The organism is Streptomyces sp. NPDC101165, from assembly GCF_044768135.1.
In the GTDB taxonomy this organism is placed as follows: Bacteria; Actinomycetota; Actinomycetes; order Streptomycetales; family Streptomycetaceae; genus Streptomyces.
Map to the genome: position 1 here is coordinate 340903 of NZ_JBIWPG010000003.1, position 14091 is coordinate 354993.

9 protein-coding genes are annotated in these 14091 nt (G+C 72.6%); 4 read left to right on the top strand and 5 right to left on the bottom strand.

The window, feature by feature from the left end; translation table 11 throughout:
- Positions 1-114 precede the first annotated feature (114 nt).
- Positions 115-1521, bottom strand: coding sequence for a Si-specific NAD(P)(+) transhydrogenase (sthA, locus tag ACIRVH_RS08175; RefSeq protein WP_403949483.1), 1407 nt, complete (start codon positions 1519-1521; stop codon positions 115-117).
- Between the two features lie 251 nt (positions 1522-1772).
- Here sthA and ACIRVH_RS08180 point away from each other — a divergent pair, with 251 nt between their 5' ends.
- Positions 1773-3593, top strand: a complete 1821-nt coding sequence (locus ACIRVH_RS08180; protein WP_403949486.1) for an endonuclease/exonuclease/phosphatase family protein — start codon at positions 1773-1775, stop codon at positions 3591-3593.
- A 111-nt stretch (positions 3594-3704) separates the two neighbouring features.
- Here the strand turns inward: ACIRVH_RS08180 and ACIRVH_RS08185 are convergent, their stop codons facing one another.
- Positions 3705-4223 carry a GNAT family N-acetyltransferase gene (locus ACIRVH_RS08185; protein ID WP_403949488.1) on the bottom strand — a complete coding sequence of 173 codons (519 nt, stop codon included), beginning with the start codon at positions 4221-4223 and terminating at the stop codon, positions 3705-3707.
- Between ACIRVH_RS08185 and ACIRVH_RS08190 the strand changes: the two genes are divergently transcribed.
- Positions 4222-4830, top strand: coding sequence for a helix-turn-helix domain-containing protein (locus tag ACIRVH_RS08190; RefSeq protein WP_403949490.1), 609 nt, complete (start codon positions 4222-4224; stop codon positions 4828-4830). The genes ACIRVH_RS08185 and ACIRVH_RS08190 overlap by 2 nt on opposite strands.
- The gene (locus ACIRVH_RS08195; RefSeq protein WP_403949493.1) at positions 4827-5990 is read left to right on the top strand and encodes an MFS transporter; all 1164 of its coding nucleotides are present in this window, start codon (positions 4827-4829) and stop codon (positions 5988-5990) included. Before ACIRVH_RS08190 ends, ACIRVH_RS08195 begins: the two co-directional genes overlap by 4 nt.
- Before the next feature lie 145 nt (positions 5991-6135).
- Here ACIRVH_RS08195 and ACIRVH_RS08200 read toward each other — a convergent pair whose 3' ends face one another.
- Complete coding sequence (locus ACIRVH_RS08200; RefSeq protein ID WP_393478091.1) at positions 6136-6342, bottom strand: hypothetical protein; 207 nt, start codon at positions 6340-6342, stop codon at positions 6136-6138.
- Positions 6343-6607: 265 nt separating this feature from the next.
- Here ACIRVH_RS08200 and ACIRVH_RS08205 point away from each other — a divergent pair, with 265 nt between their 5' ends.
- On the top strand, positions 6608-8446 hold the full coding sequence (locus ACIRVH_RS08205; protein ID WP_403949496.1) for a glycoside hydrolase family 15 protein: 1839 nt from the start codon (positions 6608-6610) through the stop codon (positions 8444-8446).
- Between the two features lie 46 nt (positions 8447-8492).
- Here the strand turns inward: ACIRVH_RS08205 and ACIRVH_RS08210 are convergent, their stop codons facing one another.
- Both ACIRVH_RS08210 and ACIRVH_RS08215 read right to left on the bottom strand, forming a co-directional pair.
- A complete protein-coding gene (locus ACIRVH_RS08210) occupies positions 8493-11231 on the bottom strand; it encodes a SpoIIE family protein phosphatase (protein WP_403949498.1) in 2739 nt (912 codons plus the stop codon).
- A gap of 83 nt (positions 11232-11314) precedes the next feature.
- On the bottom strand, positions 11315-13834 hold the full coding sequence (locus ACIRVH_RS08215) for a SpoIIE family protein phosphatase (RefSeq protein WP_403949501.1): 2520 nt from the start codon (positions 13832-13834) through the stop codon (positions 11315-11317).
- Between the last annotated feature and the right edge of the window lie 257 nt (positions 13835-14091).

Sequence of the window (14091 nt, forward strand, 5' to 3'; positions counted from 1 at the left end):
CCGTGCTGCCGAGCGTCGGCGGACGGTCACCGTGTGTGGGTGTGACTATAGCGTCACTCATTGACGTTTCAAGATGACCAACCGGTAACGTCCGCTGACCTGTTCTGATACCTCTCAGTCGGCGAGATGGTCGATCTGGCGCAGCCGGTTCGTCGCGTCCAGGGCGGCCACTTTGTACGACTCCGCCAGCGTCGGGTAGTTGAAGACCGCGTCCACCAGATAGTCCACCGTGCCGCCGCAGCCCATCACCGACTGGCCGATGTGAATCAGCTCGGTGGCGCCGGTGCCGAAGCAGTGCACGCCGAGCAGGGTGCGGTCCACCGGGGAGACCAGCAGCTTCAGCATGCCGTGCGAGTCCCCGATGATCTGGCCCCGGGCCAGCTCCCGGTAGCGGGCGACGCCCACCTCGAACGGGACGCAGTCCTCGGTGAGTTGGTCCTCGGTCCGGCCCACGAAGCTGATCTCCGGAATCGTGTAGATCCCGATCGGCTGGAGGCCGTGCATCTGCCCGACCGGTTCCCCGCACGCGTGGTACGCCGCCGCCCGGCCCTGCTCCATGGAGGTCGCCGCGAGCGCCGGGAAGCCGATGACGTCACCGACGGCGTAGATGTGCGGCACCTCGGTGCGGTAGTGCTCGTCCACCTCGATCCGGCCGCGCGCGTCCGCCCGCAGCCCCGCCCTGTCCAGGTCGAGCCCGGCGGTCAGGCCCTGACGGCCGGCCGAGTACATCACCGTGTCGGCGGGGATCTTCTTGCCGCTCTCCAACACGGTCAGCGTGCCCCGGGCATGGCGCTCGACGGCGGCGACGGTCTCCCCGAACCGGAAGGTGACGGCGAGGTCCCGCAGGTGGTACTTGAGCGACTCCGCGACCTCGACGTCGCACAGGTCCAGCATCCCTGGCCGCTTCTCCACGACCGTCACCTTGCTGCCGAGCGCGGCGAACATCGAGGCGTACTCCATGCCGATCACACCGGCGCCCACGATCACCATCGAGCGCGGCACCCGCTCCAGCGAGAGCACGTTGTCCGAATCCATGATCGTGCGCCCGTCGAACGCCACGCTGCCCGGGCGGGCCGGCCGGGTGCCGGTCGCGATGACGATGTGCTCGGCGCTCAGCAGCCGTTCATGACCGGTGACCTCGTCGCGCAGGGCGACGGTGTGCGGGTCGGTGAACCGGCCGGTGCCCGAGTGGACGGCCACGTGGTTGCGGGAGAGCTGGCTGCGGACGACGTCCACCTCACGGCCGACCACGTGCCGGGTGCGCGCGGTCAGGTCGGCGACGGTGATGTCCTCCTTCAGTCGATAGCTCTGCCCGTACAGGTCGCGCTGGGTGAGACCGGTCAGGTACAGCACGGCCTCGCGCAGGGTCTTGGACGGGATGGTGCCGGTGTGCAGGGAGACCCCGCCGAGCATGTCGGGGCGGTCGACGACGGCGACCCGGCGACCGAGCTTGGCCGCGGCGATGGCGGCCTTCTGCCCGCCGGGTCCGGATCCGATGACGAGCATGTCGAAGTCGGGCATCTTCCGGAGTCTGACAGCCGCCGGGCACCACACGGAAGGCCCGCGGCACCGCGGGGGTGCGTGGATGTCGGCGACCGGCGCGCGACCGTCGTACGCCTCCGGCCGTCCGCATCCGACGCGCGTGGAACACCTGCCGGTTGCCGCGTCGCAACCTCGCGCCACTACAACCTCCATGCCGCCAGGGCGCGTTCCCCCAGACGCCCCGGAGCGGTGCTCGCGATCTGTCCGTACCGCTCGCGAAAGGCACCCTCATGAAGTCTGGTTCGAGAACCCACCGTCCCTCGCGCATCAGCCTGTTGACGGCCACCGCGCTCACCGGCGCCCTGACGGGCACGCTGCTCGCATTGCCCGCACCGGCGTCGGCCGCGACCGTCACCATCTCCGCCGTGCAGGGCAACACGCGCAAGTCCCCCTACGGCGGCCAGCAGGTGACGGTCAGTGGGATCGTCACCGCGATCCGCACCACCGGTTCCTCGCGCGGCTACTGGATCCAGGACCCGGTCGGCGACGGCAACCCGGCCACCAGCGACGCCGTCTTCGCGTACGCCGGGTCCTCCTCGATCACCACCAAGGTCGGCAACAAGATCACCGTTCGGGGCACGGTCTCCGAGTACTACCCCGGCGGCTCCTCGGCCGGCGGGCAGTCGCTCACCGAGCTGACCGGGCCGCAGATCCAGTCGACCGCCTCGACCGGCAACCCGCTGCCCGCGCCCTTCGTGCTCGACGCCGCCTCGATCCCCGCCGCCTACACCAACAGCGGCAACCTCGAGAGCCAGACCCTGGCCCCCGCCACCTACGCCCTCGACCGGTTCGAGTCGCTGGAGGGCATGCGCGTCCAGGTCGACGACGCCCGTGTCGTCGGAGCCAGTAACACGTACAACGAGCTGTTCGTCACCGCCAAGCCGGCCGAGAATCCCAGCCCGCGCGGCGGCACCGTCTACGGTTCGTACACCTCGCAGAACACCGGGCGGGTGAAGGTCATGTCGCTGACCGGCTCCTTCCCGGCCGCCGACGTCGGCGACGTCCTGGGCGGCAGCACCGTGGGCCCGCTCGACTACGACAACTTCGGCGGCTACACCATCCAGGCCACCACCCTGGGCGCGCTCACCGACAACAACCTCGCCCGCGAGACGACCCGCGCCCAGAACGCCGGCGAGCTGGCCGTCGCCACGTACAACGTGGAGAACCTCGACCCGACCGACCCGCAGTCCAAGTTCGACCGGCTCGCGGCGGGCATCGTCACCAACCTCTCCTCGCCCGACATCGTGGCGCTGGAGGAGATCCAGGACAACAACGGCCCCACCGACAACGGTGTGGTGGCCGCCGACCAGACCTACAACAAGCTGATCAACGCCATCACCGCGGCCGGCGGCCCGACCTACGCCTACCGTCAGATCAACCCGGTCGACGACCAGGACGGCGGCGAGCCCGGCGGCAACATCCGCGTCGGCTTCCTCTACAACCCCGCGCGCGTCGGCTTCACCGACCGCCCCGGCGGCACCTCCACCAACGCGGTGTCCGTGGTCGACAACGGCGGCACCGCGGCGCTGTCCTACTCGCCCGGCCGGATCAACCCCACCAACTCCGCCTGGAACAGCAGCCGCAAGCCGCTGGCCGGCGAGTTCACCTTCCAGGGCAAGACGGTCTTCGTGATCGCCAACCACTTCAACTCCAAGGGCGGCGACCAGCCCCTCGACGCCCGCGTCCAGCCGCCCACCCGCAGCTCGGAGACCCAGCGCGCCCAGCAGGCCACCCAGGTCAACGGCTTCGTGAAGCAGCTGCTGGCCGTCCAGCCCAGCGCCCGCGTCGTGGTCCTCGGCGACCTCAACGACTTCGAGTTCTCCGGCACCCTGTCCACCCTGACCTCGGGCACCGGCCTCACCGACCTCCCCGCCACGCTGCCCGCCGGGGAGCGCTACACCTACGTGTACCAGGGCAACTCCCAGGTCCTGGACCACATCCTGACCAGCCCGGCGCTGTCCTTGTACGACTACGACATCGTCCACACCAACGCCGAGTTCTCCGACCAGGCCAGCGACCACGACCCGCAGATCGTGCGGCTCGTCCCCTGACCTAGCACGAGCAGGGAGCCATGGGCCGTACCCGGGTGCCCTGATCCGTCGAGCTGAGCGCCTGCCCTCCGGGGTGGGCGTTCAGTCGCGTCTGTGGCGGCTGCCGCCGGCTCAGGTGAGGGGCAGCCGCATGATGGCCAGGTCGAGCCATCGGCCGAACTTGGTGCCGACCTCCGGCACCGTTCCGACGTGGTGGAACCCGAACCGCTCGTGCAGCCTGATCGACGCGGTGTTCCCGGCCTCGATGTCGGCGATGACGACGTGGTGGCCGGCCGCACGGGCAGCGGCGACGAGGGTGGCCAGCAGCGCGGAGCCGATGCCGAGCCCGTGCCGGTCCTCGCGGACGTAGACCGAGTCCTCCACCGTGTGCCGGTACCCGTCCAGGCTCCGCCACGGGCCGAAGGCCGCGAACCCGGCCACCTCGTCCTCCACCTCGGCCACGAACGCCGAACCGCGCTCCAGGTGAGCGGCCAGCCAGGCCGCCCCCTCGGCGGGGGACTGCGGGGTCTGCGTCCACAGGGCCGTCGAGTGCTCGACCGCGTGGTTGCGGATCGCGCGGATCGCCTCCGCGTCGCCCGAGTGTGCCGCCCGTACCGTCACGGCCCGGCTTCTCTCGTATATTGGATTCATGTCCAACATAGTAGATCCTCTGGTGGGGCAGATCGCGGCCCGCGTCCGCACCGAGCGGGAGCGCCGCCGCTGGACCCTGGCCCAGCTCGCGGACGCCTCCGGCGTCTCCCAGGCCATGATCAGCAGGATCGAGCGCGGGGAGAGCAGCCCCACCGCCGTCGTCCTCGGCAAGCTGTCCGCCGCCTTCCAGCTCAGCGTCGCCTCCCTGCTCGCCCTCGCCGAAGGCGCACAGGAGGAAGAAGGAACGCAGGGCTCCACGGACGGCGTCGCAGGAGTGCGCCGCCGCGGCGACGCGCCCGAGTGGCGCGACCCCGGCACCGGCTACCGGCGCCGCCAGATCACCGGCCCGCACTTCCCCGCGGAGATCGCCGAGATCCGCCTGCCCGCCGGTGCCCGTGTGCCGTATCCGGCCGCGGCCTTCGCCTTCGTACGCCAGGTCGTCTGGGTCCTCGACGGCCATCTGACCTTCCACGACGGCGACACGGTCCATGAACTCGACGCGGGCGACACCATCGAACTCGGCGAGCCCGCCGAGCGCGTCTTCGCCAACACCACCGACGCCGAGTGCCGCTACGCCGTCGTCCTCACCCGCGGCGCACAGCCGTGACCGGCCCCCTTCCCCGAGGCGGCACGTTCCTCCTCGCCTCCATGGCCGGGACGGCGATCGCCAACAACTACGCCCTGCAGCCCGCGCTCACCGCGGTCGCCGCCGACCTGGACGTCCCCCTCTCCGTGATCGGCCTCGTACCGACCGCCGCACTCGCCGGCTGCATGACCGGCTTCGCCCTCCTGCTCCCGCTCACCGACCACCTCGCCCCCAACCGCCTGGTGGCCGCACAGCTCACCGCCCTGGCCGCCGCCCTCACCCTCGCCGCGGACGCACCCGGCGCGGTCGCGCTGCTGGCCGCCTACCTGCTCATCGGCGCTGCCGCCAGTGTCGCGGCCCAGGCCGGGAGCATCGCGGGCCGGCACGCCCCGCCCGGGAGCCGGGGAACCGGCGTCGCCACCGTGGCCGCCGGCATGTCGGCCGGCATCCTGCTCAGCCGCCTGGCGGGGGGAACCCTCGCCGACGTCCTCGGCTGGCGGCGGATGCTCCTCGTCTTCGCCGCCCTCGCCGTGCTCGGCGCGATCGCCGCCGCCACGCTCCTGCCCCGGCAGCGGCCGCACTCCCGCCGCAGCTACCGCGCCACCCTCGGCTCGCTTCCCCCACTCCTGCGCCGCCATCCGCAGCTGCGCCGCGCGGCGGCCACCGGCGGGCTGTGGTACTTCGCCTTCAACCTCGTCTGGGTCGCCCTGGCCCTGGCTCTGGCGCAGCCGCCCCACTCCCTCGGCCCGACCGCCATCGGGCTGTACAGCCTGGCCGGACTCCTCGGCTTCGCCGCACTCCCGCTCACCGGACGCCTCGCCGACCGGTACGGCCCCCGCGCCGTGATCACCGCTTCCATGGCGGCCGCCGCGGCCGGAGTCGCCCTCCTGGTCACCGGCCTGAACACCCCGTCGGTCACGGCAGCCGGACTCGCGCTCTGCGACGCCGGCTGCTTCGCCGCCCAGGCCGCCAACCAGAGCCGCGTCATCGCCCTCGACCCCCAACGCTCCGGCAGCCTCAGCAGCGTCTACCTCGTGCTGTACTTCACGATCGGCGCCGTCGGCACCGGCCTCGCCGCACCCCTGCTCAGCACCCTCGGCTGGCAGGGCACCGCCCTGACCGCCCTCGCCGCGCTGCTCCTCGCCGCCGCCTACGGACGCGGCGGCACCCGGCAGACCTGAGCGCGTGCCGGCCATCGGGCTGCGCGACGACGGTCACGGCCCGCCGTGCGGGCAGCACCGGGCGCCGGGCGGGCCCACTGCCCTGCGGCCCGCGCGCCCCTGCCCGGCGCCTCCCCGTTGGTGTCCTCGGATTCCCCGGACCGCCCTAGGGCAGCAGCTTCTCCACGGCTGCCTGGCCCTCGGTCTCCAGCTTGCGGCGCGCCCAGTCGAGGTTCGCCGGAGTGACGTCCCTGCCTGCCGCCATCACCAGGTCCTCCGCGGTGACGTCCCTCGGCGGAGCGGAGTGGAGCAGGGCGTCCGGGGTGCAGTGGTCGTCGGACGAACGGGACTCTTCGGGTGTGGATGTCGACATGATGCCTCCTCCTCGGTCCGGATGACCGCATCCGTGCCGGTGCCGCCGAACGGGGCACACACTCACCATTCCGCGCCTCGGCGCACCCTGCATCCGGAAGGCGCCGCGGCGCCGGCGTGACAGGCATCTGCCCGCCCGGCGCCGAAGCACTCGCCCTCAGGGCCCGCCCTTCGGGCGGACGACGGGAACTGTCGGACGGGCCCTAAGCTGGAATGCAGCCCGAGCTGGAATGCAGCCCGCACACCGCACCGGGAGGCCCTGAGCGATGGCCGAGATCCCCTTCCCGCAGGACCTGTCCGGGAGCCCCCGCTACCTGCCGATCGCCGAACACGGCCTCATCGGTGATCTGCGCAGCGTCGCCCTGGTCGGCACCAACGGCACGATCGACTGGTACTGCTCCCCGTCCTTCGACGCACCCAGCGTCTTCGCGGGCATTCTCGACGCCGAGCGCGGCGGCCGCTTCGAGCTGGCCGCCGCCGTACCGGCGCGCACCAAACAGTTCTACTTCCCGGACACCAACGTGCTGATCACCCGGTTCTTCACCGAGGACGGCGTCGGCGAGGTCCAGGACTTCATGCCGGTCGGCGGAGACGAGTCCCATGTCGAGGGCCGGCACCGGCTCATCCGGCGCGTGGTGTGCGTCCGCGGCACCGTGCCCTTCCGGGCGCTGATCGCCCCGCGCTTCGACTACGGCTCCGAACCGCACACCCTGCGCACCGTGGACGGCCTCGTCTTCTTCGAGTCCGCCAAGCTGTCGCTCACCCTCACCTCCACCGTCGTCGTGGAGTGCGACGGCCGGGACGCGCGGGCCGACTTCAAGCTGAGCGAGGGCGAGACGGCGGTGCTGGCCCTGGACCAGGCCGGCACCGAGGTGGCCCCCCGCGGCTGCGCCCACGCCGAGGCCGAGCACGAGTTCAACGCCACCGTCACCTACTGGCGGCGCTGGCTGCACCAGTCCCGCTACCGGGGCCGCTGGCGCGAGATGGTGCACCGCTCCGCCCTCACCCTCAAGCTCCTCACCTACGCCCCCACCGGCGCCATCGTCGCCGCGCCCACCACCAGCCTGCCCGAGCAGCTCGGCGGCGAGCGCAACTGGGACTACCGCTACGTGTGGGTCCGCGACGCCGCCTTCGCCGTCTACGCGCTGCTCAGGCTCGGCTTCAGCGGCGAGGCAGCGGCCTTCATGAAGTTCCTGACCACACACATCAGCCCCGGCTGCGGCGACGGCTCCGGCCCGCTGCAGATCATGTACGGCATCGACGGCCGTGCCGACCTGCCCGAACGCGAACTGCCCCACCTGGAGGGACACCTCGGCTCCGCCCCGGTCCGGGTCGGCAACGCCGCCGCCGACCAGCTCCAGCTGGACATCTACGGCGCCCTGATCGACTCGATCTACCTCTACGACAAGTGGGCCGAGCCCATCTCCAGCGGCCAGTGGGACGACGTGTGCCACCTCGTCAACTGGGTGTGCGACCACTGGGACCAGCCCGACGAGGGTGTGTGGGAGACCCGCGGCGGCCGCAAGAACTTCCTGTACTCGCGGCTGATGTGCTGGGTCGCCATCGAGCGGGCCATCCGCCTCGCCACCCACCGCGGGCTGCCCGCCGACCATCGCCGCTGGCGCCAGGCCCGGGACGCCATCTACCGACGGATCATGGAGCGCGGCTGGTCGGAGCGCCGTAACGCCTTCGTGCAGTACGAGGGCGCCGACGTGCTCGACGCCTCGGTGCTGATGATGCCGCTGGCCAAGTTCATCGCGCCGACCGACCCCAAGTGGCTGTCCACCCTGGACGCCCTCTCCGAGGACCTGGTCTCCGACTCCCTCGTCTACCGCTACGACCCGCAGGCCAGCCCCGACGGGCTGCGCGGCGACGAGGGCACCTTCTCCATCTGCTCCTTCTGGTACGTCGAGGCACTGGTCCGGGCCGGCCGGCTGGACGAGGCCCGGCTGGCCTTCGAGAAGATGCTCACCTACGCCAACCATCTCGGCCTGTACGCCGAGGAGATCGGCCGCACCGGCGAGCAACAGGGCAACTTCCCGCAGGCGTTCACCCACCTGTCCCTCATCAGCGCCGCGTTCAACCTGGACCGTGCCCTGGGCTGACCGCCCTGGCGCACACCGGTGGTCACCGCCCAGGGACTCCCGGAGCTCAGGGCAGCGGCTGCTCCGCCCAGATGATCTTGCCGTTGTGGGTGTAGCGGGTGCCCCAGCGCTCGGCGAGCTGGGCGACGAGGAACAGGCCGCGGCCGCCCTCGTCGGTGGTCGCCGCGTACCGCAGATGCGGGGAGGTCGTGCTGCGGTCGGAGACCTCGCAGATCAGCATGCGGTCGCGCAGCAGCCGTACGCCGATCGGCCCGCGTCCGTAGCGGATGGCGTTGGTGACCAGCTCGCTCAGGATCAGTTCCGTCGTGAACGACAGCTCGTCCAGGTCCCACTCGGCCAGCTGCCGGGTGACCGAGGCCCGTACCTCGGAGACGGCCACCGGATCCGACGGCACCTGCCACTCGGCGACCCGGTCCGCGCCGAGCACGCGGGTCCGGGCCACGATCAGCGCGACGTCGTCGCTGGGCCGGTTCGGGAGGCTGTCGAGCACCGCCCGGCAGGTGTCCTCGGGCGAGGCGTCGGGTGCCCGGCCGAGGGCGTCGCGCAGCAGATCGAGGCCCTCGTCGATGTCCCGCTCACGGTCCTCCACCAGGCCGTCGGTGTACAGGACGAGGCGGCTGCCCTCCTCCAGTTCCAGGTCGGCGGTCTCGAACGGCAGTCCGCCGAGGCCCAGCGGGGGACCGGCGGGCACGTCCGGGAACTCCACACGGCCGTCGGGGTGCACCAGCGCGGGCGGCGGATGGCCGGCCCGGGCCACCGTGCAGACCCGGGACACCGGGTCGTACACCGCGTACAGACAGGTCGCGCCGGTGACCGCGGCGGCGCCGTCGGCCGGGGTCTCGTCCTGGTCGATCCGGCCCACCAACTCGTCCAGCAGCCCGAGGAGTTCATCGGGCGGCAGATCGAGCGAGGAGAAGTTGTGCACCGCCGTGCGCAGCCGGCCCATCGTCGCCGCCGCGTGGAGTCCGTGTCCCACGACGTCCCCCACCACCATGGCCACCCGGGTGCCGGACAGCGGCAGTACGTCGAACCAGTCGCCGCCCACCCCCGCCTGCGCCGGCAGATAGCGGTAGGCGATCTCCAGGGCGCCCTGCTCCGGCATCGAGCGCGGCAGCAGGCTGCGCTGGAGGGTCACCGCCATGCTGTGCTCACGGGTGTAGCGGCGGGCGTTGTCGATGGACACGGCGGCCCGCGCGACCAGTTCCTCGGCGAGGGCCAGCTCCTCGGAGTCGAACGGCTGCGGCTTCTCCGAACGATAGAAGTTGGCCAGACCGAGGACCAGGCTGCCGGCCCGCAGCGGAACGGTGATCAGGGAGTGGATGCCGTAGGCCACGATCTGCCCGGTGCGCTCCAGGTCCTGGGCGAGCCAGCCGGGCGCCTCCCGCAGCACCGGCTCGACCACGGACTGCCCGGTCGTCAGACTCCGGGCCTGCGGCGAGGTCGGCACGAACCGGATGCGCTCGCCCACCGGATACAGCGGGGCGTCCGTGCGGATGCCGCTGCAGGCCGCCCGGCGCAGCGCGGTCCCGGGCCTCGGCTCCTCCCCGTTCAGCACCGGGTCGAACAGGTCCACGGTGACGAAGTCCGCGAACCGCGGCACGGCCAGCTCCGCCAGTTCCTGCGCCGTGCGGGCCACGTCCAGGCTGGTGCCGATGCCCACGCCGGCGTCGTACAGCATGTTCAGCCGCTCGCGCGTCACCTCCGCGCGGCCCGAGAGGGCACGCAGCTCCGTGGAGTCGCGCAGCGTGGTGACGCTGCCGGCCGGGCCGCCGCGCAGGTCGGTGGGGCGCTGGTTGATGGCCAGCAGCCGGTCCTTTACCAGGTGCACCTCGTCCGTGGCGACCCGCCCGGAGGCGAGCAGCCCGGCCGTGTCGTCGTCCAGACCCAGCTCCAGCACATGACGCTGCTCGGCGTCCTCGGGCAGGTTCAGCAGCCGCTGCGCCTCGTCGTTGGCGAGCACCAGCCGGCCGTCGCCGCCGACGATGAGCACGCCCTCCCGGACGGCGTGCAGCACCGCGTCGTGGTGCTCGTACATCCGTGTCATCTCGTACGGGCCGAGGCCGTGCGTCTGCCGCAACAGACGCCTGCTGACCAGGGCCGTGCCCCCGGTGGCCAGCGCGAGTGCCGCCGCGGCCGCCGCGAGCAGCAGGGGCAGTTGCTGGTCGGCGGCCCCGCCCACGTGCGCGGTGGTGATGCCGGACGAGACCAGGCCGACCACCTTGCCGTCGGAGTCCTTCACCGGTACGACGACCTGCACCAGTTCGCCGAGCGTCCCGTGGATCTTCTCGACGACCGTGCCCCCGGCCACCGCCGGCGCGATGGTCCCGACGAACTTCTTGCCGATGCGGTCCGGCTTGGGGTGGGTGTAGCGGATGCCGTCGGTGTTCATCGCCACGATGAAGTCCACGTCCGACCCCTTGCGGGCGGCCTCGGCCTTCGGCTGCAGGACGGCCGTCGGATCCGGGGAGCGCAGGGCGGCCGCCGTGCCGGGCGCGTTGGCGAACGTCTGGGCGACGGCCAGGGAGCGGTTGTAGGCCTCTCTGCTGCTGTCGTGCTGCACTTGGAGCACCTGTGCCACCACGGCCGAGACGACCAGCAGCAGCACGATCACCACCTGGAGGAGGAACACCTGCCCGGCCACGCTGCGCCCGGTCACCGCCGACCGGAGCACCCCCGGACGGCCGCCGTTCGCGTCCGAAGTGTCCTTCCGCGGGCCCTGCGGTGCGCGCGGTTGCCCGGAAGGACGGGGCGGCCGGGTCTCGGACCGGCCGGGCAGACGCACCATGTGCCCATGTCTACACTGCCCGGCCCCGTCAGGCGAGGCCGTCGCCCGAGGTGAAAGCCGCCTCTTCCGGCGGCGGGCCCCGGTCACCGGCGCTGCGGGGTACGGCGGGTGGCGAGCAGGAGCGCCACGTCGTCGGGGCGGGCGGTGGCGTGCCGGGCGGTGGCGGTGATCCGGTCGGCGACCCCGGCCAGGGACCGGCCGCCGCGCCGTCCGGCGACCCCGCCGGCCCTCGCCAGCGCGAGGCGCAGCGCGGTGATGCCGTCGTCGATGTCGGCGCCGGGCCGCTCCACGAGGCCGTCGGTGTACAGGGCGAGGATCGCCTCCGGTTCCAACCGCAGGTCGGTCACCGGGTACTGGGCGCACGGATCCACGCCGAGGACGACACCGCCCGGGATGTCCAGCACCTGGGTACGTCCGTCGGGGCAGCGCAGCAGCGGCGGCGGATGTCCCGCCCGGGCGACCCGGGCCTGCCCGGTGGCCGGGTCGAGACGGACGTAGCAGCAGCTGGCGAACTGGCCCGGGTCGAGATCGATGAGCAGGTGGTTCGTGCCGCTCAGCACCTCGTCGGGCGGCCGGTCGCCGAGCGCGAAGGCGCGTACGGCGCTGCGCAGCTGGCCCATGGTGGCCGCCGCCTGCACTCCGTGCCCCTGCACATCGCCGATGACCAGCGCCAGCCCGTCCCCGGCCTCGACGACGTCGTACCAGTCCCCACCGACGTCCATGCCCTGAGTGCCCGGCAGATAGCGGCCCGCCGTCTCCACCTGCGGGTGCGCCGACAGCCGCCGGGGCAGCAGGGCCTGCTGCAGGCCGCGGGCGAGCGCGGCCTCGGTGTCGTAGCGCTGCGCCTTCTCCATCGCGTGCGCGATCAGCCCGGCGAGCGCGGTCAGGACCGTCTGCTCCTCCGTGCTGAAGCTGCGGGGCCGGTCGAAGCCGAGGATGCAGGAGCCGACCGGCCGGCCGGAGGCGATCAGCGGCAGGAAGGCGCGGGCGCCCTCCTCGGCGTCCAGGGGTATGCCCGGGTAGGTGGCCGCCAGCTGCTGCATGGACTCGAAGAAGATCGGGCGGCCGGTCGTGAGGGTCTCCACGCCGGGCAGGTGCGCGTCCAGGCCGACGCCGTCGAAGGGGGAGAGGAAGCCCTGCGGGAATCCGGTCTCCCAGGCCAGGTACAGGTGCCGGTCCTGGAGCAGGTAGATGGCCAGTCGGCGGCCGCCGAACGCGGGCAGCAGCTCCTGCATCACGACCGCCGACACCTGCCGGGCGGTCACGGCGTCCGTCAGCGCGATGGCGAGGGCGATGGGCCGGTACAGCGGTGTCAGCGAGTGATCGCCGGGCACCGAGTCCTCCGGCGTGTGCGGTTCCGCCTCGGCCGGGGCTTCGGGGGAGGGGGCAGCGGGCGCGTCGACACGGCTGGCCGGGACGAGCGTGCAGGTCAGGATGTCCGGGCCGGGATGCACCGAGAGGGCGAGCCAGTCGCCGTCACCACTTGCCGCACGCCCGGCTGCCGGACGCCGGACGTGCACGTGCACCGGCTCCTGGGACAGCAGCACACTGCGCAGATGGTCGTCGCACGGCGGCCCGGTCAGCCACGGCATCGCCTCCCACAGCGGACGGCCGAGCAGCCAGGCCCGCTCCCGGCCCGCCATCCGCGCCGCGGCCGGGTTGACGTACACGAGCAGACCCAGCCGGTCCAGGCAGAACACCCCTTGCGGCAGCATGTCGGCCGCGCCGTCCGCGGAGACGCCCGGGCCGGGGTCGAAGACGGTTCCGACGACCAGGGACGCCTCGCGGGCCTCCGTCGCCGGGGACAGGTCGAGGAGCCGAGGCGTCCCTTCTTCCGACCACACGTTCAGGGGCGCGGCCGGCGGCTTCCCGGCGCCCGTCTCGCGCAGTGCGGCCAGGATCCGGTGCGCCTCGGCCGGGGACACTGCGTTCGCGAGTGCCGGGCCGGTCCCCTCGAACTCGGCCGGATCCAGCCCGAGCAGCGCGTACAGCCGGTCGTCCGGGTGCACCGCCGAAGTCTCCGGATCCCAGGTGAACCGCCCCACGCGCGCCTGTGCCGGCCGCGTGGCGGGCGGCCGTACGCAATGGGGTTCACCGTCCCAGGCGATGACCGCCTCGTCCCCGTCGGCGAGAGCGAGCAGCTCGGCTCCCAGCCCCTCGGCGAGCCGTGTGAGCAGGTCGCGGTCCAGCAGCTCGTCCACGGTGTCCGTCGCCGCGGGGCGCAGCACGGTGAGCACTCCGAAGGGCTCGGTCCCGCCCGGCACGGGAACGTGCACCGACCCGAAGGGGAAAGGCAGCCCCGCCGCGAACTGGGGATATCGGCGCATCGTCTCCGTGGCGTTGGGCAGCACCACCTGGACGCCGAGCCGGTAGGCGTCGGCCACCGGGAAGGGCCGGCCGACGTGCAGTCGCCACCAGGGCCGGAACAGCGGGCCGGGCAGCCCGACGAGCACCGCGAGGCGCAGCAGCCCCGGGGTGCTGGAGCGCAGGTACACGCCTGCCACGCGTGCCCCGGCCGCGCCGAGCGCGCCGGTCGAGGCGTCGACCAGCAGCGTGGTCAGCCGCGCCCGCGTACGGACCGCCGGCTCTCCGCTCCCAGCCATGGGCCCTACCTCGTCCCGTACCGCCGGGTGGATGACACAAGAATGCGCCACGTCGGTGGCGTAACGCACCTGGGCGGGAGAAGACGGTACTGCAGGGGCGCGGCCGTGGGGAGGGCCCGTACGGACCTGGTGCCGCGCACCTCACACCTGTGCCGCACCCGGGTGGCGGGACGGCGTACGTGCTCCTAGTAATGGACTGCGTGATTCCGTGCTGCGGACTGCGTGATTCCGCGCCGCGCGCGGCGCGCCGGTGTGGC